This is a genomic window from Flammeovirga sp. EKP202, from assembly GCF_014534745.1.
Lineage (GTDB): Bacteria > Bacteroidota > Bacteroidia > Cytophagales > Flammeovirgaceae > Flammeovirga.
Genome location: NZ_JACVVP010000030.1, coordinates 29,633 through 52,881 on the forward strand (window position 1 = coordinate 29,633; position 23,249 = coordinate 52,881).

Here is a 23,249-nt window from a genome sequence, read left to right on the forward strand (position 1 = left end):
GAAATCCTTTCATTCAGTTTACCTTATTTCTAAATGAAATTGCTTGAGTAATATGAAACACTTCAAAACCATATCAGAATATTATAAATCCATAGGTCTTTCGGAACCTGATCACCCGCATTTTGATATAAAAAGTTTTGAAGAAAATATGGGAAAGGTGAAAACAAAAATGCTCCCTTTCAGACATGAATTTTATTTTATAGGATTGAGAATAGAAGGGAAAGGGCAAACTCATTTAGGGCATAGTACAGAACTGCCTGAAGGTATTTCTATTTTTTTTAATTCACCTTTTCAAATCATTTCTTGGGATCATTCACCTGATTGGGAAGGATACTATGTCCTATTCTCACAAGACTTTTTGGCTTCTTCTTACCGCTTTGAGAAGTTGCTGGATGATTACCCTTTCTTAAAAATAGATCAGGCAGTTCCTTTTGAAATAGATAAAGATGAACTACCTGATATTTTAAATATTTACGAGAAAATAAAAGAGGAGTATACAAATGAAAGGGAAGATAAAATCAGTTTTATTGAAATATATGTGTTGCTTCTTTTAAATCAGGTCAAGAGAGTTTTCAACAAGAGCAAAGACAAAGACAAAATCAATAACAGTATACAAAAAGCAGATTTAGCCCATTTATCGCGATTTGAAACTTTGGTTGAAAGTAGTTTTTATCCTGATGCTGAAGTGGACGAAAAGGCTAACTTACATTCTCCTGCCTACTATGCAGAAATCTTAAATATCCATCCCAATCACCTGAATGCAGTAGTAAAATCTATTACTGGTCAAACTGCTTTAAATTATATCCACAATCATATCTTGAAGTTAGCCAAGGCCGCATTATCTCAAACCAGTAGCAGTGCAAAAGAAATTGCCTACAGTCTTTACTTCGATTCCCCAAGTCATTTCGGAGCATTTTTTAAGAAAAATACAGGCTTGACACCAATAGCTTACCGGAAAAAATAACGATACTTTGAAATCTGACATTCCTGCTTTGAAATCAAAGATTTGAACTATTTTCATCAAACTACCTTTGTAACATAGAAACACAAATTAAATCGATAGTAAATAATCATTGATACTTTCTGATCATCTGTGTTTTATGTTGCAAAATAAAATTATCCAAAGATGAAAGAGTTCGAAAATAAAGTAATCGTATTGAGTGGTTCAGCATCAGGTATTGGAGCCTCGACAGTAAAGCTATTTATAAGTGAAGGAGCAAAAGTTATTGGCGTTGATTTGGCAAGTTCTGAAAAGACAGCAGAGGAGGTGAAGCATGAATTAGGCAGTTTTGATTATATAGAAGGAGATGTTAGTAAAGAGGCTACTTGGGAGAGTGTTGCCAAATTAGCAGAGGAAAAAGGAGGGGCTGATGTACTGATCAATATTGCTGGATATAGTATGTTGGAGGATAATGCAGAAACACTAAGCGTAGAACTTTGGGATAAACTGATGGATGTCAACCTAAAAGGAAGTTGGTTGTCGGCGAAACATTTACTCCCTCAATTAAAACAAAAAGAACGTGCGGCGATTGTAAATACTTCATCTGCAACGGGCATCATTGGCGTTCCGAATCATGCGGCCTATAGTATGTCAAAAGGAGGACTAAATGCTTTGACTCGTCAGTTAGCAGTAGATTATGCAAAGTATAATGTGAGAGTAAATGCAATTGCTCCAGGGCCAGTTAGAACACCCATGATGAGTACAAATACAAAAGAAGCAATGGCTGAAATCGTAAATGCTGTTCCATTGAAAAGAATAGCAGAACCAGAAGAAATTGCAGCAATATTACGATTCCTTGCTTCAAAAGCGGCAAGTTCAATTACAGGTGTGATTCTTCCTGTAGAAGGAGGGATGAGTATTGCCATGTAGTGCTGGAGTCAGCCAACATAAAACATCAATCTGATATTTTAGTTACACATGAATGACTTCTTTTTAGAGCAGGTATGAAATATATTTTTTTACTAAATGAGATGTTTCAATTGTGCTCTTAATCTAACAAATCAATTATTCAACTAAACATCAACTCAGAAAAAATAATGAAAACAGATATGATATTCTCACCGTTTGAATACAACGGTTTTAAGACCACAAACAGAATTGCAATGGCTCCAATGACAAGAGCTAGATCAAAAGAAGGTGAAGTGGTTACTGATTTAGCACCTTTATATTATTCACAAAGAGCAAGCGCTGGATTGATAATTACTGAAGGTGTGCCCGTTTCAGAAGAAGCAAGAGGCTATGCAATGACCCCGGGTATTTATACACAAGCACAAATAGAAGCTTGGAAAAAAGTAACTGCAGCGGTTCATGAAAAAGGAGGTAAGATCTTCATTCAGTTATGGCATGTAGGTCGAAGAGCAACAAAAAGCACCACAAACGGAGTGACGCCTTTAGCTCCTTCAGCTACAAAGATTCCAGATAAAGTTTACGCCTCATTAGGAGATGGTACTTTTGGTATGGTGGAAACGGATATGCCTAAAGCAATGACTTTGGAAGATATCGAACGAACCAAAAATGATTTTCTCATCGCCTCTCAAAATGCCATAGAAGCTGGTTTTGATGGAGTAGAAATACATGGTGCACATGGATACCTTTTTGATCAATTTTTAAGAAAAGACACCAACCATAGAAATGACAATTATGGCGGAAGCGTTGAAAATAGAATCCGTTTTACTATGGAAACAGTAGAACTTCTAGTCAATGCAATAGGTGCAGATAAAGTGGGGCTTAGAATATCACCATTCTTAGGTGAGGGAGACAGTTACGATGTAGATATGCCCGAAACGGCACTGTTACTTATGGATAAATTACAACCATTGGATCTTGCTTACTTACACTTTTCTGAAAATGTGGCAAACTTTGTAAAAGTACCGGATTCCTACAGAGACAAAATTCGAGAGATTTATTCTAACCCTATCATTCTTTGTGGTAATTACAACAAAGAAGATGCTAACCAAATGATCGAAAAAGGTTGGGCGGATATGGTCGCTTTTGGAAGACCTTATATTGTTAATCCTGACCTAGTAGAGCGCTTTAAAAATAACTATCCTCTAACAGAAGTTTCGGCTGAAAACTCTAGTTCATTTTATGGTGGAGGAGCTGAAGGTTACACGGATTATCCTGTGTATCAGAAGTAATCAATAAATTACATATTGTATAATAGACCTCTTTTAATATCCTCTTAAAAGAGGTCTATTTTTTTTATCTGAATAAATATCCAGTTGCTATTTTTCTACTACTTTGAAAGAACCTTTGTGAAAAGATTGATAATCTGTAATTTCATTGGCGTTCAATTGAAAATGATAATATGAAGTTAACCAAGTCACAAGCCTTAGCCATTGAAAACGTTTTAGAATATATCCATACTGCAAAGGGTAAATCCATGGATACAATCGAGATGATTTTATATCAATCCAACATCAATAAAACGGTATCAGATCTGTATTTTAAGAATGTAAAGGAAACTTCTCAAATCGCAATGCATTTTCACCCTGACCGTATTTATTCAGAAGGAATAACTGTAATTGAGGGATTGATACAATCCGGTAGATACAAGAATCAATATGAAACCAATATCTCGGCAGGGAGTGTTTCTGCATTTACAGGTGGAGGCCGTGATACTTGGGAAAGTAAGGTTTTTAAAAAGGCATATCGCTCTACAGCTCCAAAAGAACGCCCCAAATACGGTGCATTAAACTTAACGATGACAAGTGATGGACCAGCTCCTAGATTTGGTTCTTGTTATTTTTTATTGAAACCTGAAGTAAGCCAAAGAGCAACTTTCACTTATGGAGATACTTATGATTTTCCTAAGGAGATAGGTACAATTGATTATTTTGAATTAATACATGAGGGAGTTTTTAAGGATTTATTCACAAGAGAAATGGCCTTGGGAGCAACGAAGTTAACAGTTGAAGATTTTATGGTTCTGATCAATACGTCTCTTTCTCAATTTCAAAAAAACTCAGCTTTCATACCTGCTTCAAAAAACCTTGATTTTTATATAGAAACACAGATTCATGGAGATGTTTTGTTGGAAAGGGATGTCGATAAATTAGTAGCAGATCGTTCTTATCTAAATACTGAATTCGAGAGCCTTTTTAAGGCACTATGTGAGAAATATAATATAGCATTGGTTTGGAATGCAGGACTAGAATTAGATGTTAGCGACTTTCCTTCAAACTTTAGAGGACCGGAGGTACCCGAGTATGCTAAGAAGTTTGGAAAGGACAGAAAGTTAAATGCTTATTTACTAGGTAAAGCTGCTAAAGATATCGGTAGGGACCGTGAAAGTTTGCAGATGTTGAAGTATTTGTGGCATTGTATTGTGAGGTTTGGAAACATCATAAAATGATACTCCTTCAAATGATTTATTGTAGCCCATCGAAGAATTCTTTAAATTGATGATAGTGAAAAGTAACTATAAAGTGCTAAGAACTTATATTTTTAAACTCAAAGACAAATAGATAAAATATGCTAAACGTTGAATATACGGGTTTAATCTTGGTAGATGTACAAGGTAACCTGGCAAGAAAAGTACATGAAAGCGAAGCCACAATTAAGAATATAAAAAATCTTTTGAAGGGGTGTCAGATCTTGGATATACCAGTGGTATGGTTGGAACAAAACCCTGATGGATTAGGAAGTACAATTGAAGAAATAGCAGAACATATTATTGACAATGCCCCTATTGGAAAGTTTTGCTTTAATGCTATGGCTGAAAAAGAAGTGGAGAATAAGATTAAAGCACTCAATAAGCAAAACTGGATTATTTGTGGCATTGAAGCTCACATTTGTGTGTATCAAACAGTGATGGGACTGATTGGAAAAAACTATACCGTAGAGGTGGTTGCAGATGCAATTTCATCTAGAAAAGAGGAAAATATAGATGTCGCTTTACGTAAATTTGAAAGAGCAGGAGTAGGCATCACTAATGTTGAAATGTGTCTTTATGAATTAATGAGAACTTCAAAGAGAAAAGAATTTAAGGAGATCTTGTCTTTAATAAAATAAATATTTTGTAAGTCAAATTTTGAAGATGTATACGTAACCTAATGAGTCCATTAAACGTAGTTTAAGCATTAGTTAAAGCAATACAAAATAAATAACATGATGAGTCCTGAAGTACCAATTATTATTCTAATCCTTTCCATACCAGTCTATTTTGTTTGTCTATGGAGCATGAAAAAGCTGAATATAGGCACAATCAAAAACAGAAAGAAATTGGCTTTGATTCCTACAGTGATCGTCAGTCCAATCGTTTATGTTGGACTAATTTTGACTTGGATAGCTTCTGTTAGCTACTACCCATCAAGAGATTTTACACAAAGCCAATGGAATGCTAATGTAGAGCAACGTTATGAGTTGTCAGAAGATATTATCCAAAGTAAAATGTTGATAGGTAAATCTCTGGATGAGGTCATCACTGTTTTGGGGACAGGCTATTTATCCAAACAAGAAGACAAAATTATTTATGAATTGGGTTTTGTACCTGCGCTCTTTGGAATAGATCCTGACTTCTTGGAAATCAAATTAAATAATGGAATTGTAGTAAGTGTAAGGCAGTACCAAGGTTAAAATAAAGTGTCATTGATTTTTTGACTTATTACACTGTAGACTAAATTATCGTGTTCAGAAATCAGGAGATTCCTGATGATATGAAGGACACGAATGACGCTTACGCTTAACATTCGCGCTATTGAGCTTTCTACCATTTTAGTTTGGTAGTATTCCCCTGGCATTGAAGGGAAAAGCGTAAAGAATTCCATGTATTGAGCCGTTAAAAATGATTTTGCTGTTTGAGCATCTCAAAACGATGAAGTTTTGATCGAGTTATCTTTTTAATGGGCGAGAGAAATGGAATTTAGCTTTTGACTTCTAAGCCTAGATTTTTTGCTTCGTTTTTCATCAATGGAAAAATGAAGAAGAAGGAAGTTTGAAAGTTGACCCTATAAATGCTTGTAAAAAGGCCGATATAAAGATGAAGATAATTTAGTTTAAAATGTACTTTCCTTAACAAAAACATTGTCAAACTTCTTTTTCAACTGTCTTATTTGTAAGTGTTTAATACTTATTTAAAATAATAAAATGAAAAACTTACTCTTCTTAACGCTAACAGGTCTATTACTCATCAGCTGCTCTAAAAGCACCACAACTACTCCTATGATTCCAACAGATTGTGATTTAATTACAATAGTGAGTGAAGGTGAGTACATCAACGCTCCATCTGATTATGTAGCCATCAACAGTGTAGTAATTGAAGGCAATTGTTTGAAAGTGAATTTCAGTTCAAGTGGTTGTAGTGGAGATTCTTGGGAAGTAAAATTAGTGGATGCTAATGTAATTTTGGAATCAGACCCTCCGCAAAGAAACTTAAGACTTTCAATGAAAAATCCAGAAGCTTGTGAAGCTTACATCACTAAAGAATTATCTTTTGATATTTCAGCATTTCAAGTGGGTGGAAATCGAGTGTATTTAAATATTAAAGATTATGAAGGTGATGTTCTTTATGAATATTAGAAACCTTCATTTTTTAATTCAAGCATAAAAAAGCCTCCAAAAAATGGAGGCTTTCAATATTTTTTGGTGTGGACTATTCAGCACCTAATTCTACTAACTTGAATCCTTGACCGTGAACGTTTACGATACGTAAATTGTCGTCTGGTTTTAAGAATTTTCTAAGCTTCGTAATATATACGTCCATACTTCTTGAGTTGAAGTAGTTGTCATCTAACCAAATCTTCTTTAATGCTAAAGATCTGTCCATAATTTCATTTTTATGGATTGCTAAAAGACGTAATAAAGCAGATTCCTTTGAAGTAAGGCGTTGCTCATGACCGTCTTCGTTGTATTTCAACATTTGAGCATTAAAATCAAAAGTAAACTTACCAATCTCGAAAATAGTTTGTTTTTCTTTTGAGTCTGTCTTACTCTTCGTTCTTCTTAAGATCGATGTGATACGAGCTAAAAGCTCTTCCATACTAAATGGCTTAGTGATATAATCATCAGCACCCACTTCAAATCCTCTTAGCGTATCTTCTTTCATTGATTTCGCTGTAAGGAAAAATATTGGAATATCTACATCTGATTTACGGATACGCTCTGCAAGAGTATAACCATCCATTTTAGGCATCATTACGTCGAAGATACATAAGTCATGGTCACCATCTTGGTAGGCTCTTAACGCTTCCTCACCATCTTGAGTACGAGTTACATCAAAGTTTTTAACTTCTAAATACTCAGTAAGTAACATTCCTAAGTTTGGATCATCCTCCGCAAGTAAAATTTTAATTTTGTCCATTTTCAGATATTGGTAGTTGTATAATAAATTCACTTCCTTTGCCTAGCTCACTCTTACAGCGAATGCTGCCTTTGTGGGCTTCGACGATATTTTTGACATAGCTAAGGCCTAAACCAAAACCTTTTACATTGTGAACGTTGCCCGTAGGCACTCTATAAAATTTGTCAAAAATTTTACTAATATGTTCTCTTGGAATACCTTGACCTTCATCCTTTATATGAATTTCCAGCATTTCTTTCTTTCTAATAGCAGAAAGATCAATTTTTGGTGTCTCCGGAGAGTATTTATTAGCATTATCTAACAAGTTAAAAATAATATTAGATAAATGTAACTCATCTCCTTTAACATTTACCTCACCGGCTGCCCAATTGAAGGATAATTTACCTCCACGGTCCTCAATTTTGATCAAGGTGTTTTCGTAAGCAACCTGCATTATTTTATTCATGTCAACATCCACGTTTCGGAGTTTTAAATCACCACGTTCAATTCGGGCAATTTGCAGTACTCTTTCCACCTGTCTGCTCAAACGCTGATTTTCATCTTTTATAACACTGAGATAGCGACCTGTTATACTTGGCATCTTTTGTACATCTGGGTCCATCAGAGCCTCTGTCGCTAACGCTACGGTCGATATAGGAGTTTTCAACTCGTGCGTCATATTACTAATGAAATCGTTTGTTATTTCAGAAATACGTTTCTGGTCAATTATAGTTTTGGCAGCAAATATGAAAGTAAGAAGTGTTAACAAAATAAACCCTAAAGAAGAAAAGAGGACAAACCTCATTTTACTGATCAAAAACTTGTTTTGCTGCGGAAATTCTAAAAATAAAGTGTTAGAATTATCAAAAACATCTTTAGGAAATAAGGTAATATGATAAGCACTTTTAATAATTTTGGGATTTCTTTCCACATTACTACTCATAATTACCGTTTCTCGGTCTCCTTCACGCTGTAAAACGGCAAAATCATAAACCGTTTTTAACCCTTTATTCTCAATTTCTTGAGAAAGTAATGAATCCAGCATCTCAAAGTTCACACGATCTTGCAGCATGGTATTCTCTGCGAGAATCATTTCGCTGACCACTTGATTGACAAGGTCTGTCTTCTTCATGATCAGATCCATGGCAATATCCAACCTTTTTCGAGCCGTAGAATCTGATGTGATATTACTGACTATTTTAGGTTGACTAGTAGAGTCATTGATACCATATTTCGCACCTTCAATGTTGGAAAGCATCGTTTTAGTCGCTTTACCCGACTTTTTGATTTCAGCTTTCTCTTGCACCTTATAAGCAATGCCTTGTTTGGCTAATTTATCAGAACTAATCGTTTGTGAGATATTAATGTTCTGTTTACTTGTCCAATAAGCCTCTTGTTTAACAGAATCGTATCTTACTTTTACATCACTATTGGTGACAGAAATATCGTCTAAATATCTTTTCGTAACCTGTAAAACTTCTTGTTGCTCAAGCCTTTTAACCACATTTGTAAGTAGCTCACCCACTTCTTGTTCAAAGTGGCTTCTACGTTCCTGAATAGCCTCTTTGATCCAATAATATTGGAGCGCCGCTAATCCGAACATCGCAATACACATCAAGGTTATTATTGTAATGAGCCTTCTTTTTGCCATATTATATTCTTTCGATAAGAAGTTAATACTAACATTTAATAATCTACTTAGAGCATAACTAAAAAGTATATTATTCTTTTATCAGTAGCTTAAAATAGGTATAATTAAAAACTAAAAATCAATATGTTAAAAGTAACATTGATCACTGCAAATAAAAGTAATGTTTTACATTTTATTTAGTATTTAACAAATCTTATTTTAATTCTACAATAAATACTTATTTTTTGTTTGTTTTAAAAGTAAGATGCTATAAGAATGATATTTCTCATAACATTATACATTTAATGTATAGTAAGATGAATATTTATGTTATTGAAGGTGGTTTGGTTCAGACATGTTTAGAAGTTGGCTTCTCCATTGATAAGTACAATTAAGGCGAAGTAGTCATACTTTCAATGCTCCTTTTTTAGTGGTTTCTTTATGTGTAGAGTGACTTTAATCGAATAGAAGACGTAAAGTAGCCCTCTAATTTATAAGTAGAATTTAGCACTTTTAAAGTGAGTAAATATTCATTAAATACCCTTGTAATAGAGCATTTCCATCGGTTGTGTTCGTAGTTTAAGATGTTGAAAAAGGGGAGTTTTGAATCTGTTAAGATTATGAGATAAATATTAAGTAATTTTTACAAGTATTACTAAATAGATTAAAGGGCTGAAAAATAGGAGATTGAATTTGAAAATAGCATTTATTTAATTTTGTTAGCAAATAAGGATTAAGAAACACTAGAATTAAGTAAATCTAGTTTGTATTATTGTATTAACCAATTAAGGCTAAGACCTCAAAAATATTTTCATCATCAACGAATTTAGCTCAGTGGTCAGAGCAGTGCTTAATTTGATTAAGCGAAGGACGTGGGTTCGATTCCCATATTTCGTTCTCATAGTAGAAAGTAGCAATGAGAAATAGCGAAAAAGAAGGCTTGTTTTACGAGCCTTTTTTTTATGTTTTTAAAACAGCCATAATCATAAATTATGGCCTTATTTTAAAGTTTTCTTACGTCTTGGTAGCTTCCGTTAGGTGTATTCAAAAGTTTAGGAATTAATTCAGCAATCAATTTACCTGCTTCAGTGCCATTAGGCATAGCTGTAGTTCCTCTTGCTTCTTGTAATCTTTGAATACTAGGGAACTCTTCATGATTTACTTTTCCACACAGGTAATCCTGCATACCTGTATCGATTAAACCTGGAGCGAGTGCAGTAAAGTGTGTGTCTTGATGTTCGGCAGCGTAGAGCTTAATCATCATATTAAACGCTGCTTTAGAGATGGAGTAGCCCGACCAACCTTTATTACCGTTGATAGAAGCACCTGAGGAAATGCCTACTACTTGTTTTACAGCAATCCCTTTTTTAAGAATGGTATCCAGTATCACTTTGTTACTCCATAAGTTGACATCCATAACATTTTGCATGGATGGAACCGCAGAGTCAACCATAGTTTGGATTTCACCCAACACACCCGCATTAAGAATGACCAAGTCTAATGCTTCAACACCTCCTAATGCTTTTTCAATCACTTCCTCAATTGCATTTAGGTTTTCTAAATCAATACTATGATGTTTGAAATTAGGAGATGCTGTTAATTCAGTATTTTCACTTCTACTAAAACCTAATACTTGATGATCTTCTTGTAAAAAATACTCAGCAAAACCCTTTCCAAGACCTTTACTTGTACCTGTAATAAAAATTGTACTCATCTATTTTAATCTTTCTTTAAGTGTATTGTAAATAATATCAGCGTGAACCCTAGAGTTTTCAATAAACCAAGTATTCGTTTTCATACCTCCGCAAACTACACCGGCAAGGAATATATTTTCAATATTCGATTCATGTGTTGTTTCATTATAAGAAGGAGTTTTTAATTCATCCTCCGCTAGGGAAATTCCCATTTTTGAGAGGAAATCAAAGTTAGGTTGGTAGCCTGTCATCGCTAATACGAAGTCATTAGGGATTTCTACAGAAGCATCTTTTGATTTAATGACAATCGACTTTTTCTTAATCTCTTCCACTTCACTTTCAAAGTAGCACTTGATACTTCCTTCTTTGATTCTATTCTCAATATCTGGTTTTACCCAATATTTCACTCTGTCGTTGATTTCTTCTTCTCTTATAATCAATGTAACTCTGGCACCCTTTCTATAGGTCTCTAGTGCTGCATCAATAGCGGAATTTGCCCCTCCAATCACCGCTACATCTGTAAAGGCATACAAGTGCGGATCATCGTAATAATGTTTCACTTTTGGGAGAGTTTCACCTTCAATATTCATCAAGTTGGGGATGTCATAAAAACCTGTCGCAATGGTGATGCTATAAGCTTTATAACTTGCTTTGGATGTATAGACTTCATATACCAATTTCCCCTCTATAGTGGTCGTTTTAATTCCTACTACTTCTTCAAACAGATGAACATTTAAATTCCAAAGAGTTTGCACTCTTCTGTAATACTCTAATGCTTCCCTTCTAACAGGTCGATGATTGTGTGAGACAAAAGGTGTATCCCCGATTTCTAGCTTTTCAGATGTGGAAAAGAAGGTCATATTCACCGGATAATTGTAAAGGGAATTGACCAAGCATCCTTTTTCGATGATAATATGTGAAAGGTCACGCTTTTTGGCAGCAATACCACAAGCCATCCCAATAGGACCTCCACCTACAATAAGTGAATCGTATATTTTTTGTTCCATTATTTTTTCATTCTTAAGAAGTTGACCTTATCCTGTACTTGTTTCAAGTACTCTTTGTTTTCTAAAAGTGAAAACCCAAAATCATTGATGGAAAGGGCAAGGTCAATATGTTCTGTCTCTGTTAAGTTCTCAAAAGTGGCTGTTAGGTGTACCTTTTTGCCATTTTGGAAAGTTGCATACATAGAAATCACCACACTGTTGACAGTAGAATACACAAATCTACCGCAGTGCTTATAGCGTTCCTGCATAATTTTAGAAGACATTAGGGGCTCTTCTACTGTCTTGTACCACTCTTTTTCCATTCCTCCTTTGAAGAATGTTCTCTCGTTGATTTTTTGCATTAGAATATTAAAATCAGAAACGAGGCCAAGTGGCATTCGATCAGACAGTAGTGCAGCATACTCTTTATGTCTGCCAGGGGCAAATTCAAAAGTTCCGACTTTAGTACCTAAAGAATCATGTACAAGAGTATCGAACAGAGCGTAGACTTCTTGTCTGAATTCATTTAGGTTCTCATTTTTGATGTGATTTACAAATTCTTGATGCGGAACCTGATAAGGGTTGTGGATGTAAATATTGGCAGATGAAAGGGGGAAAAGAGCAGTGGTGTTGTACATTTGAAAAGTTTGAACGGAAGACATTACAGAGTCCAGTCCAAGTCTTGAAATCATATAGTCACCATTCGCATCATTACCGAAGTTGATAATTCCACTCACAATTTCTCTCATTCTGACCTTTTTATTCAGAAGCTTTCTAGTCTTGTTAAGGTAATCATTCCAGACTTTCATTTTGTTGCTTGAGGCATCAAAACGAACAATATCTTCTAATGGTACTCTTTCTGTCGCAGAGAAATTATCATTTTCAACTTGTCTTACATATTCCAAGGCAAAAAGCCAGTACACAAGACCGTTGACATTGGAAAGCTGCTCGTCGTTCCATTTGATTAATTTACCGCCAGTATCATGATAAGTAAGATGGAATTTCTTTGGATTCTTTTCCATAAACTCCAAGAAATAAGGTGGGGCTTGAATGTCCTGACCTTGAATTAAAGGAGTGATACATGTGATAAATGTGATTAATAAAAAAAAGATTTTCATATATGTTTGATAGTAGATGAATCAAAAATAAAGTCTTCTAATAGCATCACTTAAACTATTAGAAGACTTAAAGATAGTTACGGTTTTTTTGAATCACCAAAATGAGGTGTACTATTCTATGATCATCAATTTTGCAAAAGTAAGGATCAATGTCTTTTTACCTACTTCTTCAAATTGAATAGTCGCTCTACGGTCTAAACCTTCTTCAGCGACTTTCTCTACCACTCCATCACCAAATTTCATATGTCTTACGGTAAGTCCCTCTTTAATTTCTTCCGATTTTGATGGGACAAAAGGACGGTCGTCTTTTGGTAGTACGACTTTCTTTGTGAAGTTGGAAGGTGCTTGACGAAGTGATCTATAATTAGAGAAGCCAGGGACGTTGCCAGGGCCCAAATCATCATTGATACTACTACGTTTCATGCTGATGTACTGAGGAGCAATTTCATCAATAAATCGGCTAGGATCACACATGATTGATTTTCCGAAACGGTAACGTTGCAAAGCATAAGTCATAAATAGTTTGATCTTCGCTCTTGTAATTGCTACATAAAACAGACGACGTTCTTCCTCAAGATCAGCTCTTGTTTCCAACATCATTTGAGACGGGAATAGGTTTTCTTCCATGCCCACCAAGTAAACGTAATCAAACTCTAAACCTTTAGACATGTGAATAGTCATCAAAGTGATGGCGTCAGACATATCTTCTTTTTCAGCAGAGGTGATTAATGAAATCTCTTCCAGGTAGGTGGTTAAGCTTTTATCTTCTTTTTCAGGATCATCTGTAAAACCTTGAATACCGTTCAAGAGTTCTTGAAGGTTTTCGTATCTGTTTTTACCTTCAACAGTTTTATCGTCATAAAGCTCCTTTAGTATGCCGGATCCTTTGGCTATGAATGAGGCTAATTCAAAGGCATTTTTAGATTCCATTTGCATTTGGAATACCTTGATCATATTGGCAAAGTTTTCCACTTGCGTCGCCACTCTACCACCGAAGAAACGTCTTACATTGGCAACCACATCCCAAATCCCTAATTTATTTTCAGCCGCCTTTACAAATAGATTGTTGACAGTTGTAGGTCCAATTCCTCTTTTTGGATAATTGATAACCCTTTTAAATGCTTCTTCATCTTTTGGGTTGGTGACAAATTTTAGGTAGGCGATCATATCTTTGATTTCCTTTCTCTGATAGAAAGAAAGACCTCCAAAAATCTGAGCTTTAATACTTAATTTCACCAAGGCCTCCTCCAATGCTCTTGACTGAGAGTTAGTTCTGTATAAAATAGCAATGTCTTGAGCCGGAATATGGTCTCTCATCATTGCGGTTTGAATACTTTGTGCTACTGCTTTTGCTTCATCCAAATCTGTAGCGGAACGAATGACTTCAATACGTTCACCAATAGCATTTTGAGTAAAAGTATTCTTTTCAAGCTGATTTGTATTGTGCTTAATTACCGAGTTTGCTGCTTCTACAATAGTTTGTGTAGAACGGTAATTTTGCTCCAATTTGATGACTTTAAGTTCAGGGTAATCCTTTTCAAAGTTTAGGATATTTTGAATATTGGCACCTCTGAAAGCATAAATTGATTGAGCATCATCGCCTACCACACAAATATTTCTATTTTTAGCGGCTAGTTTTCTCGTGATATAATATTGAGAGATGTTGGTGTCTTGAAACTCGTCAATCAATACGTATTTGAACTTGTGCTGATACTTGTTGAGTACATCTAAGTGCTGATGGAAAAGTACATTGGTATTGAACAGAAGATCATCAAAATCCATTGCATTTGCTCTAAAACATCGGATCGCATATTCTTTATAAATTTCGAAAATCTTTGGTCTACCTGTAGCTTCATCTTCTAATCTTCTATCATTGTTCCCTTCGTAGGCTCTCCAAGAGATCAAGTCATTTTTTGCAGCAGAAATTCTACTTAATACAACATTGGGTTTGTATAGTTTGTCATCTAAACGGAAGTCCTTTACCACACTTTTAATGACCGATTTAGCATCTTCAGAATCATAGATGGTAAAATTTGATTGGTACCCCAGCTTATCGGCCTCAAAACGTAAAATTTTGGCAAATACGGAGTGGAATGTACCCATCCAGAGGTTTTTCGCTTCATCACCAACTGCCTCTACAATACGTTCACGCATCTCTCTTGAAGCCTTGTTGGTAAAAGTAAGAGATAAGATTTGGAAAGGCTCAACACCATTAGCAATCAGGTGTGCAATTTTATAGGTCAAAACTCTTGTTTTACCAGATCCGGCACCAGCAATAATCATCATTGGGCCTTCCATATTTACAACAGCTTCTCGCTGTGGTGGGTTTAATCCTTCTAAATAATCCATACTTTTTTATTTCTGCGATTGAATTGCGAAGTTACAACCACTTTGTTACATTTTTATACATTTGCTCGGTTTTTAGTTCAAAAGATGCACAAACAAATGTCAACTCTAAATTGTTTATGTTTCAAAGCTATGCTTTAAACAAAAAAAGACAATAAAAAGTTATTTCTGTACAGCTTAAAATTTTCATTCTTAAAATTCCTTAAATTTATTTTGAAAAAATGAACCTTTTTGAAATTTTTAGATCATTATTTTTAGTGATTTTCTGAGAATTACGTGGTATTATTCCAATTTAATGTGAATACATTTTGCTTTTCTAGATGATATTTTGAAATTAAGGATCAAATAGTTTCCCACCGAAACAAGAAAACTTTCTAAAGAAATATATAGATGACTTTGAATTAGCCCCTTTTGAACTATGGATTTTACTATCAACTTTGGACAGCGTCCTATCGAAAACGGAGATTTACTGCTCTCAGAACCTTATATGAAGGATCGTAACTTCGAACGTGCTGTAATTTTAATCTGCGAACATGATGAACAAAAAGGATCATTTGGTTTGATCCTTAACAAACCTTCTATGGTGACTATTGAAGAAGTGGAGTCTCGTCTAGCTATTGATAGTCCAATTTATGTGGGAGGACCAGTAGAACAAGATACATTGCACTATATTCATAAATTTAAAGAGATCACCAATGCGATTCCTCTCAAAGACGGTATTTATTGGGGTGGAGATTATGAGGAAATACAAGCACTCAATACAAAAGGGATCTTGAATGAAAGCAATTGTAGGTTTTTTATGGGTTATGCTGGTTGGGAAAACCAACAGCTTCGTGGAGAATTAAAAGAAGATTCTTGGGTGGTTTCCAATGCAAGATTAAATCATATATTGGATGAACCCGTAGATGACATATGGAAAAATACACTCAGTGAAATGGGTGGAAAGTACAAAGTATTTGCGAATGCAGCCAAGAATATTCGCATGAATTAGTAGACTTTTAAAATAGATCATACGATATTGTATAGCCTTTAGTGAATTCAACGCTAAAGGCTATCTTTTTGAACAATAAAATAATACTTTAATGAGCAATCCTCTATTAGAAAATTTTACAGGCCCATTTGGAACAGCACCATTTTCAGCAATCAAAGAAGAACACTTTATTCCCGCTTTTGATGCCGCTATTGCAGAAGCGAAAGAAAATATAACAGCATTAGAAAATAATACCGAAGCTCCTACTTTTGAAAACAGCGTTGTCGCATTAGAACACTGTTCAGATACACTAGGGAAGATTAGTAGTATATTTTTTAATCTGAATTCAGCAGAGACAAATGATGAGATTCAGAAAATTGCTCAGGAAGTATCTCCAAAATTAAGTTCTCTTAGTAATGATATTCTTTTGAACGAGAAATTATTTGAAAGAGTAAAAGCCGTTTATGAGCAAAAGGAAACTTTAGATTTAGATGTTGAAGATGCTCGCCTTTTAGAAAAAACATACAAAGATTTTTCTTTAAATGGAGCAGAGCTTAATGCAGAAAATAAAGAGAAGTTAAGAGAGGTAGACCTAAAGTTATCAAAGTTATCATTGACATTTGGAGAGCACGTTTTGGCGGCTACAAATGCGTATGAATTAGTGATTGATAAGGAAGAGGATTTAGCAGGATTACCTGAAGCAGTGGTAGAAGGTGCTGCAATGACAGCGAAGGAAGCGGGTAAAGAAGGAAAGTGGCAATTTACTCTTCAGTACCCAAGTTATATTCCTTTCATGACTTATGCTGAGAGTAGAGAATTAAGAAAAGAATTATTCACTGCTTTTGGAACAAGATGTTTTGATGGTGGTGACAATGATAATCAAGAAATCGTTAAAGAAATCGTTCACTACAGAAATGAAAAGGCAAAGCTTTTAGGTTTTGATAACTATGCAGATTATGTATTAGAGAAAAGAATGGCCCCTTCACCGAAGGCTGTTGTTGACTTTTTAACCGATTTAGAACAAAAAGCGCACCCTGCGGCAAACAAAGAGGTAGAGGATGTAGTTAACTATGCAAAGCTGAATGGTGCAGAGGAAGTACAACGTTGGGATTGGGGATTCTGGTCTGAAAAATTGAAGAAGGAAAGATATGCCATTGATGATGAAGCATTGAAACCTTATTTCAAATTAGAGAATGTTTTAAATGGAGTTTTTGAAGTGTCTTCAAAACTTTATGATTTACATTTCGAAGCCAGAACAGACATCGATAAGTATCATGAAGACGTCATGACGTATGAAGTAAAAGACGGTAATGGAAGACATATTGCTGTATTCTATGCTGACTTTTTCCCAAGAGCGGGTAAAAGAGGTGGTGCATGGATGACATCTTTCAGAGGACAGTCAATTTATAATGGAGAGGAGAAAAGACCTCACGTTTCTATTGTTTGTAATTTTACAAAACCTACAGAAACAAAACCATCATTATTGACTTTCAATGAAGTCACTACTTTATTCCATGAATTTGGACATGCTTTACATGGTATGTTGGCAGAAGGAAAGTACGAAAGCTTGACAGGTACGTCAGTGTATTGGGATTTTGTAGAGTTGCCATCTCAAGTTTTAGAAAACTGGTGTTATGAAAAAGAGGCATTAGACCTTTTTGCAAGTCACTATGAAACGGGAGAGAAAATTCCACAAGAGATGATCGATAAAATCAAGGCATCATCAACTTTCTTAGAAGGTTATCAAACCCTAAGACAAGTAAGTTTTGGTTTGCTAGACATGTCCTATCACCAATTGCATGATGGAAAAGTGGCAGATGTAAGTCAGTTTGAAGAAAAAGCAATGGAACCAACCTCTATTGATACCTTACCGAAAGTGGAAGGGGTGAACATGAGTGTAGCTTTCTCTCATATTTTCCAAGGCGGATACGCAGCTGGCTACTATTCTTACAAGTGGGCAGAAGTGTTGGATGCAGATGCTTTTGAATTATTCAAAGAAAAAGGAATCTTTGATAAGAAGACTGCAAGTAGTTTCAAAGAAAATATTCTTTCCCGAGGCGGTATTGAAGATCCAATGGAACTTTATAAACGTTTTAGAGGAGAGGAACCAAAGGTTGACGCCCTTCTTAGAAGAGCTGGGTTGTTGAACTAATAAAAAAGTAGTACCTTTGTTTTATTCACAAAAATTGTTTGAACAAATAAAAGGTTATCCTTTCTTAATTATATAGTTATGATAGATGTAACAGATGCAGCAGCAAAGCGCATTATTGAACTAAGAGAACAAGAAGGTCGAGATGATGATCAAAATGTTCGTGTTTCTGTAAAAGGAGGAGGATGTTCGGGTTTAATGTACGACTTAACCTTCGATGCGGAAGTAAAAGATACAGATGATATCTTTGAAGATAAAGGAGTGAAAATCTATGTAGATAAGAAAAGCTTGTTATACTTAGCAGGTACTACACTTGATTTTTCTGATGGGTTAAATGGTAGAGGCTTTCAATTTGTAAACCCTAATGCAAGTAGAACTTGTGGATGTGGAGAAAGTTTTTCTATTTAATAATAATCATTTAAAACAAAAATAGCCATAGGATGCGTTCTATGGCTATTTTTTTGTTTAAAAGGTTCCTTATCATTTAAATAAATTGAAATTATTTATACATTTACTCATTGAAGTAATTTAAACTACCTCAAAAAAATACGTGTTTCGTTCTAATTTATACCAAGTAAAAAGGCAAGTTGTCGCCTAACTAACAGTATTCCGAAATTTATTTATGAATTATTATTTACTTATCTTTTTATCCATTTTTCTTACTACCAATTCAATAGGTCAAAATCTAACGCCAGTAGAGATACCTTTTTATGAGGATGTAGTATATGTTCCATCTTCTAAAATACTACTTTTAGAAGATCCTGAGAATAATATTGAGATCTCTGATATCTTGACAGACCCCAATCATTTCTTTCAAACTCCCCAGAAGGATATGCTTCTATTTTCAAAAGGAGTGAAGAGTTATTGGGTAAAAGTGCAGATTCAAGGTAAACCTTTAGGGATGGATCAATGGTTTTTTGAAGTGCCCGATAGTCATGTGGGGAGTGTAAAAGCATATGTTCAAGTTGGTAAAAAGCCCGTGATTTATGCAGAAACAGGAGGGTACGACCATGATTTTGATAAACGAAAATTCAAGCATAAAAATATAATTTTTCCAATTACAGGGCTAGAATCTGGAGAAGACGAGGTCATCACAGTTTATTTGAAGTATAACAGTGAATTCAATAATGTACTTTTCTATAAGATGAGTAGAGCACATCACTTGTTCACTTATTCTATTACAGAATACATGCTTCTAGGGACAAATTATGGTATTTTAATCTGTCTTATTTTAGCGACCGTTCTTTTGTTATTGACACTAAGAGATAAAGATATTTTACTGTTGACGGGTTTTTTAATAGCAAGTATTTGTGTTGATCTATCAGAAGATAATTTAGCAGCCCAATATCTTTTTGCCAATCAACCTTATTGGAATTATATTCTGATGCGTTATTCATCTACATTAAGTATGTTGTCGATTGTGGCTTTGAGTGTTAGTGTTTTGAAAATTCGAAAAAAATCATTCAAAACCTATGTGACAATTTGGGGAATCACACTTTTGAATACACTTTACTTTATTGTTTTCAAATCGTTTAATGATAGTTTATGGCAGCTACCTACTTTTTTAGTGCCTTTTATCATTATCCTCTTCTACATGCTTTTGGATATAAAAAGATCAGAGGTAAAGGTGACCTACTTCTTTTTAGGTTATTTAGTCATCATGATAGGCCTTTCATTACAGGTTTTAAGGGCTTATGAAATTTTTATCTCGCACGCTATTGTAGTAGTGTATTCTTACAACGTGGGGTTACTATTAACCGGCCTATTTATGACGCTAGGACAGTTCCAACGCTTCAAAATTTTAAAGGAAGAAAAGGAACAGGCACAAGGTCAATTGATCAAGGATTTACAGGTAAGAGAAAAAATCATTGAGGAAAAAGTGGAGGAAAGAACAGAAGAGATTGCAAAGCAAAAGGAAATTATTGCTCTTAAAAATGATGAACTGCAGTGGGTAAATGATCAATTGAATGAGCATAGAAAGCAAATTCAAGAGATGAACGCTCAACTTAAAGTAGAAAATGAACAATTGCATGAGGATGTGGAACAGTTAGAATCTGCAAGAGTTTTGATGCAGGAAGTTACTTTTGATGAATTTGAAAAGATGTTTCCTTCTGATGAAAGCTGCTATACCTATTTGGAAGAGATCAAATGGAAAAATGGCTTCCAATGTAAAAAATGCGGCAACGATACCTATGCAAAAGGAGCAGGGGTGAACAGTAGAAGATGTAAAAAGTGTAACTATAATGAGTCAGTAACAGCCGGTACGCTTTTCCATAGATTACATTTTCCTATCCAAAAAGCCTTTTATATGGTGTTTATCGTGTTTGCTAAGGATGGTGATATTTCATCAACGAAGTTATCTGAGATTTTAGAGATGAGACAAAATACCTGTTGGAAGTTCTCGAAAAAGATCAAAGAAACAATGCAAGAAAAAGCAGAACAGTTAGGCTCCAAAGAGAAATTAAAACATAAAGGCTGGGAGGAATTGATTTTGAAAGATTAATTAAAAAAGACAATAAAATAAAGAGGTGATTTATATTGAATACAATACAAATCACCTCTTTATCTTTATGGAAATCAAATACTTTACTATCATCAAATTTTCATATAAAAGTGGATTAAATTAAAGTCTTATTCTTCCATCATTCTCTTATTATAGATTAATATACCAAGGTTGATTAATACCATAAAATTGTGATCTTCCACATTATAATGGTTGACAGATAAGCTAAAAGGTCCAATTGGACTATTGTATACTAATGATGCTGCCAATGCGTAATCCATATCACTGAAGTCCCAGAAGCTTTTTTCTTGTACTACTGGGAATAATGGAGTATCTCCTTTTACATATTTCACGGTAGAGTGGAATGCGTGACCTTCTAATTGAACATTAAAGCTTTCGGACCATAGAGGTCGTATAATCTTTAGACCTCCGGCAAGAAATCGAGGAGACCTAAAGGCTTCAAAGAAGTGAGATTTAGAATCTAATAGAGGGTAATAAGCCATGGAGTTGGCTAATGAGGCTGATATTGTCACCGATTCTGTGTAATTGGAATAAGCAGCATGTCCTTTCACACCTAACGTGAAAATTTTCATAGGGAAATATTGCTCGTATTCAGCTTGAAGAGTATACCAGTCTCTATTCCAACTTTGATTAACGGCTGAATTCAACATCAAATTGAACCTGTTATAAGTGAGTATATTTTTGGCTGAAATCTTAAAATAGCGCCCTTTTGTTGGAAACTTTTGGGCATTTAAGGTATTGGACTCCCATTTCAATCCAAAAATCCATCCGTCCAATTTCTCATTACCAATCAAATCAACAGGGACGCCTTGATTTGTAGCAGAATCCGCTAACACCACTATTTGATCGTATTTATCTTCATTAAAGGTATAACCACCAAAAGCAGTAAGCTTACTTTTGCGTCCTGTTGCAAAACAGGCATTCAATCCTGCATAGTTATCTTTTCTTAGAAGATTGAGTTTGTCTCTTTGTTCAAAGATTAATTCTTGAGCATTGGCGTAATTCCATCTGTTCAGAATAAATTCACCACTTACCGAAAAAGGAATTTCTTTGGCGAACATGGATTCGATTTCAGCGCTGAATGAACTGTAAAACGCACCTGCGAATGCATTCAGTTTAACGGTATTCAGTGATTGGGTGAAAATACTGAACTGACCACTGATGTAAGCTTGGCCAATATTTCTTGAAGCAATATTTCCACCAACACCAACTCTTAATTTCTTATTTGGGGTAACATCAATGTGTAATCTAGGATCAAGATCCAATGAATCATAATAGAAGTAAGCGTCAATATCACTGAAATAATTATTTGAAATAAGCATATTGTAACCGCTCAAAAGTTCATCAACAGAAGTACTTTTTCGTCTATTGGGCTTCACAATATTTCTTACAAACAACCTTTGATTAAACGATAAATCATTATTAAGCTCTACAAAGTTGATTTCTTTAATACCAGGAGTGAAAAGATTGTCGAAGCTGCTTTTTCTAGGGATTGCTCTTGGTTGGTCTTCCCCGTACATTTCACTGATTTGATCAATTTTTGAAGAAGCGAAATTATAACCGATGCTTAACAATGTATCTACTGGAGTAAAATCTGCCGCAGAGTAATCATCAACCGGAACACCCAAATAGACATCTTTCGTGAGGTCTATGTCCTCTTCCGGGTAGGTGTTGTTCATTACGATATACTTTAAGACATTACCTTTTACCAATTCCTCGTCGTTCTCATAAGGATATTCTTCCAGCATATCATTGGCTCCTAAATTGACGACAATAACCATATCAGGATTAAAGTCGCTTTTCATGACATCTACAGGGAGGTTATTATAAACACCACCGTCATACAAGTATTTATCATTAATTTTAATCGGTTTGAAAACCAATGGAACTGCCATGGAAGCACGAATAGCTCTTTCGAGTTGACCTTCCTTGATTGTGACTGCTTTTCTTTCGAAAATATCACTTCCTATACACCTGAACGGAATGCTGAGGCTATCGAAGTTATAATTCGCATCATGAGAAGCTTTATATAAACGAGCAGAAAGGGCAAAGTTTAAAGTTGCATCTTTAATAATAGTAGGATCCCATACTACTGAATAGTTAGAATCGAGTTGAATATTAAAATTAATCCATTCGGCACCTTCTTGTTGGCGTCCAAAATAGAACTCGTCATCGGGATCGATCTGACCTGAAACCCAAGCTTGAAAATCGGGATCTCGCATGAAAGCCTCAATTTCACTGCTAGTGTATCCTGCAGCATAGAAACCACCTACAATAGCACCCATCGATGTACCTGTGATATAATCTATAGGAATTCCGTTTTCCTCCAAAACCTTTATTACACCAACATGTGCAATACCTTTGGCACCACCACCACTTAAAACAAGTCCAACGGATTTTCGATTTTTATCCTTTTTAGGAAATGCACTCTCATCAGTTACTGATTGACAATAGCTTTTAGAGGTGAAGAGAGAAAAAAAGAAAATACAGAATAAAAGATGCTTATTGAGTTTCATACAGTTAAAAAAAAGTCCTTGTTAGTGAAGCTACCA

18 protein-coding genes and 1 tRNA gene are annotated in these 23,249 nt (G+C 35.0%); 12 read left to right on the forward strand and 7 right to left on the reverse strand.

Going from position 1 to position 23,249, the window contains the following annotated elements; all coding sequences use genetic code 11:
- Positions 1–52 precede the first annotated feature (52 nt).
- The 7 genes from IC221_RS17880 to IC221_RS17910 all read left to right on the forward strand — a co-directional run bounded on the left by IC221_RS17880 (position 53) and on the right by IC221_RS17910 (position 6,520).
- Complete coding sequence (locus IC221_RS17880) at positions 53–964, forward strand: helix-turn-helix domain-containing protein (RefSeq protein ID WP_188170282.1); 912 nt, start codon at positions 53–55, stop codon at positions 962–964.
- A 162-nt stretch (positions 965–1,126) separates the two neighbouring features.
- Positions 1,127–1,870, forward strand: a complete 744-nt coding sequence (locus IC221_RS17885; RefSeq protein WP_188170283.1) for an SDR family NAD(P)-dependent oxidoreductase — start codon at positions 1,127–1,129, stop codon at positions 1,868–1,870.
- Positions 1,871–2,037: 167 nt separating this feature from the next.
- On the forward strand, positions 2,038–3,138 hold the full coding sequence (locus IC221_RS17890) for an alkene reductase (protein ID WP_223241421.1): 1,101 nt from the start codon (positions 2,038–2,040) through the stop codon (positions 3,136–3,138).
- Between the two features lie 170 nt (positions 3,139–3,308).
- Positions 3,309–4,355 carry a DUF3626 domain-containing protein gene (locus IC221_RS17895; protein WP_188170284.1) on the forward strand — a complete coding sequence of 349 codons (1,047 nt, stop codon included), beginning with the start codon at positions 3,309–3,311 and terminating at the stop codon, positions 4,353–4,355.
- A 119-nt stretch (positions 4,356–4,474) separates the two neighbouring features.
- Positions 4,475–5,014 (forward strand): hydrolase, encoded by a 540-nt coding sequence (locus IC221_RS17900; RefSeq protein ID WP_188170285.1) that lies wholly within the window; start codon positions 4,475–4,477, stop codon positions 5,012–5,014.
- A 96-nt stretch (positions 5,015–5,110) separates the two neighbouring features.
- Positions 5,111–5,578 (forward strand): hypothetical protein, encoded by a 468-nt coding sequence (locus IC221_RS17905; RefSeq protein ID WP_223241422.1) that lies wholly within the window; start codon positions 5,111–5,113, stop codon positions 5,576–5,578.
- A 510-nt stretch (positions 5,579–6,088) separates the two neighbouring features.
- Entirely contained in the window at positions 6,089–6,520 is a 432-nt protein-coding gene (locus tag IC221_RS17910; RefSeq protein ID WP_188170286.1) for a hypothetical protein, read from the forward strand.
- A 73-nt stretch (positions 6,521–6,593) separates the two neighbouring features.
- Here the strand turns inward: IC221_RS17910 and IC221_RS17915 are convergent, their stop codons facing one another.
- Both IC221_RS17915 and IC221_RS17920 read right to left on the reverse strand, forming a co-directional pair.
- Entirely contained in the window at positions 6,594–7,301 is a 708-nt protein-coding gene (locus IC221_RS17915) for a response regulator transcription factor (RefSeq protein ID WP_044204205.1), read from the reverse strand.
- Positions 7,288–8,931, reverse strand: coding sequence for an ATP-binding protein (locus IC221_RS17920; protein WP_082026467.1), 1,644 nt, complete (start codon positions 8,929–8,931; stop codon positions 7,288–7,290). Before IC221_RS17920 ends, IC221_RS17915 begins: the two co-directional genes overlap by 14 nt.
- 799 nt (positions 8,932–9,730) lie before the next feature.
- On the opposite strand from IC221_RS17920, the gene IC221_RS17925 reads away from it, so the two are divergent.
- Positions 9,731–9,807 (forward strand) — tRNA-OTHER (locus IC221_RS17925).
- Positions 9,808–9,913: 106 nt separating this feature from the next.
- On the opposite strand, the gene IC221_RS17930 is transcribed toward IC221_RS17925, so the two are convergent.
- From IC221_RS17930 to IC221_RS17945, 4 genes are all read right to left on the reverse strand, one after another.
- Positions 9,914–10,624, reverse strand: a complete 711-nt coding sequence (locus IC221_RS17930) for an SDR family NAD(P)-dependent oxidoreductase (protein ID WP_188170287.1) — start codon at positions 10,622–10,624, stop codon at positions 9,914–9,916.
- Positions 10,625–11,611, reverse strand: coding sequence for a YpdA family putative bacillithiol disulfide reductase (locus IC221_RS17935; RefSeq protein ID WP_188170288.1), 987 nt, complete (start codon positions 11,609–11,611; stop codon positions 10,625–10,627).
- Entirely contained in the window at positions 11,611–12,708 is a 1,098-nt protein-coding gene (locus tag IC221_RS17940) for a hypothetical protein (RefSeq protein ID WP_188170289.1), read from the reverse strand. The genes IC221_RS17935 and IC221_RS17940 overlap by 1 nt, the downstream gene beginning before the upstream one ends.
- 111 nt (positions 12,709–12,819) lie before the next feature.
- Positions 12,820–15,057: an ATP-dependent helicase gene (locus tag IC221_RS17945; protein ID WP_188170290.1), complete on the reverse strand. Its 2,238-nt coding sequence runs from the start codon at positions 15,055–15,057 to the stop codon at positions 12,820–12,822.
- A 415-nt stretch (positions 15,058–15,472) separates the two neighbouring features.
- Between IC221_RS17945 and IC221_RS17950 the strand changes: the two genes are divergently transcribed.
- From IC221_RS17950 to IC221_RS17965, 4 genes are all read left to right on the forward strand, one after another.
- Positions 15,473–16,045 (forward strand): YqgE/AlgH family protein, encoded by a 573-nt coding sequence (locus IC221_RS17950; protein WP_188170291.1) that lies wholly within the window; start codon positions 15,473–15,475, stop codon positions 16,043–16,045.
- A 91-nt stretch (positions 16,046–16,136) separates the two neighbouring features.
- On the forward strand, positions 16,137–18,176 hold the full coding sequence (locus IC221_RS17955) for a M3 family metallopeptidase (protein ID WP_188170292.1): 2,040 nt from the start codon (positions 16,137–16,139) through the stop codon (positions 18,174–18,176).
- A gap of 78 nt (positions 18,177–18,254) precedes the next feature.
- Positions 18,255–18,581, forward strand: coding sequence for an iron-sulfur cluster assembly accessory protein (locus IC221_RS17960; RefSeq protein WP_044204187.1), 327 nt, complete (start codon positions 18,255–18,257; stop codon positions 18,579–18,581).
- 214 nt (positions 18,582–18,795) lie between these two features.
- On the forward strand, positions 18,796–20,676 hold the full coding sequence (locus IC221_RS17965) for a 7TM diverse intracellular signaling domain-containing protein (RefSeq protein ID WP_188170293.1): 1,881 nt from the start codon (positions 18,796–18,798) through the stop codon (positions 20,674–20,676).
- 128 nt (positions 20,677–20,804) lie between these two features.
- Here the strand turns inward: IC221_RS17965 and IC221_RS17970 are convergent, their stop codons facing one another.
- A complete protein-coding gene (locus IC221_RS17970) occupies positions 20,805–23,213 on the reverse strand; it encodes a patatin-like phospholipase family protein (protein ID WP_188170294.1) in 2,409 nt (802 codons plus the stop codon).
- Between the last annotated feature and the right edge of the window lie 36 nt (positions 23,214–23,249).

What these genes read in the sequence shown, in the direction of transcription:
- IC221_RS17880 (WP_188170282.1), top strand. Translation starts at nt 53, where the DNA reads ATGAAACACTTCAAAACCATATCAGAATATTATAAATCCATAGGTCTT.
- IC221_RS17885 (WP_188170283.1), top strand. Translation starts at nt 1,127, where the DNA reads ATGAAAGAGTTCGAAAATAAAGTAATCGTATTGAGTGGTTCAGCATCA.
- IC221_RS17890 (WP_223241421.1), top strand. Translation starts at nt 2,038, where the DNA reads ATGAAAACAGATATGATATTCTCACCGTTTGAATACAACGGTTTTAAG.
- IC221_RS17895 (WP_188170284.1), top strand. Translation starts at nt 3,309, where the DNA reads ATGAAGTTAACCAAGTCACAAGCCTTAGCCATTGAAAACGTTTTAGAA.
- IC221_RS17900 (WP_188170285.1), top strand. Translation starts at nt 4,475, where the DNA reads ATGCTAAACGTTGAATATACGGGTTTAATCTTGGTAGATGTACAAGGT.
- IC221_RS17905 (WP_223241422.1), top strand. Translation starts at nt 5,111, where the DNA reads ATGATGAGTCCTGAAGTACCAATTATTATTCTAATCCTTTCCATACCA.
- IC221_RS17910 (WP_188170286.1), top strand. Translation starts at nt 6,089, where the DNA reads ATGAAAAACTTACTCTTCTTAACGCTAACAGGTCTATTACTCATCAGC.
- IC221_RS17915 (WP_044204205.1), bottom strand. Translation starts at nt 7,301, where the DNA reads ATGGACAAAATTAAAATTTTACTTGCGGAGGATGATCCAAACTTAGGA.
- IC221_RS17920 (WP_082026467.1), bottom strand. Translation starts at nt 8,931, where the DNA reads ATGGCAAAAAGAAGGCTCATTACAATAATAACCTTGATGTGTATTGCG.
- IC221_RS17930 (WP_188170287.1), bottom strand. Translation starts at nt 10,624, where the DNA reads ATGAGTACAATTTTTATTACAGGTACAAGTAAAGGTCTTGGAAAGGGT.
- IC221_RS17935 (WP_188170288.1), bottom strand. Translation starts at nt 11,611, where the DNA reads ATGGAACAAAAAATATACGATTCACTTATTGTAGGTGGAGGTCCTATT.
- IC221_RS17940 (WP_188170289.1), bottom strand. Translation starts at nt 12,708, where the DNA reads ATGAAAATCTTTTTTTTATTAATCACATTTATCACATGTATCACTCCT.
- IC221_RS17945 (WP_188170290.1), bottom strand. Translation starts at nt 15,057, where the DNA reads ATGGATTATTTAGAAGGATTAAACCCACCACAGCGAGAAGCTGTTGTA.
- IC221_RS17950 (WP_188170291.1), top strand. Translation starts at nt 15,473, where the DNA reads ATGGATTTTACTATCAACTTTGGACAGCGTCCTATCGAAAACGGAGAT.
- IC221_RS17955 (WP_188170292.1), top strand. Translation starts at nt 16,137, where the DNA reads ATGAGCAATCCTCTATTAGAAAATTTTACAGGCCCATTTGGAACAGCA.
- IC221_RS17960 (WP_044204187.1), top strand. Translation starts at nt 18,255, where the DNA reads ATGATAGATGTAACAGATGCAGCAGCAAAGCGCATTATTGAACTAAGA.
- IC221_RS17965 (WP_188170293.1), top strand. Translation starts at nt 18,796, where the DNA reads ATGAATTATTATTTACTTATCTTTTTATCCATTTTTCTTACTACCAAT.
- IC221_RS17970 (WP_188170294.1), bottom strand. Translation starts at nt 23,213, where the DNA reads ATGAAACTCAATAAGCATCTTTTATTCTGTATTTTCTTTTTTTCTCTC.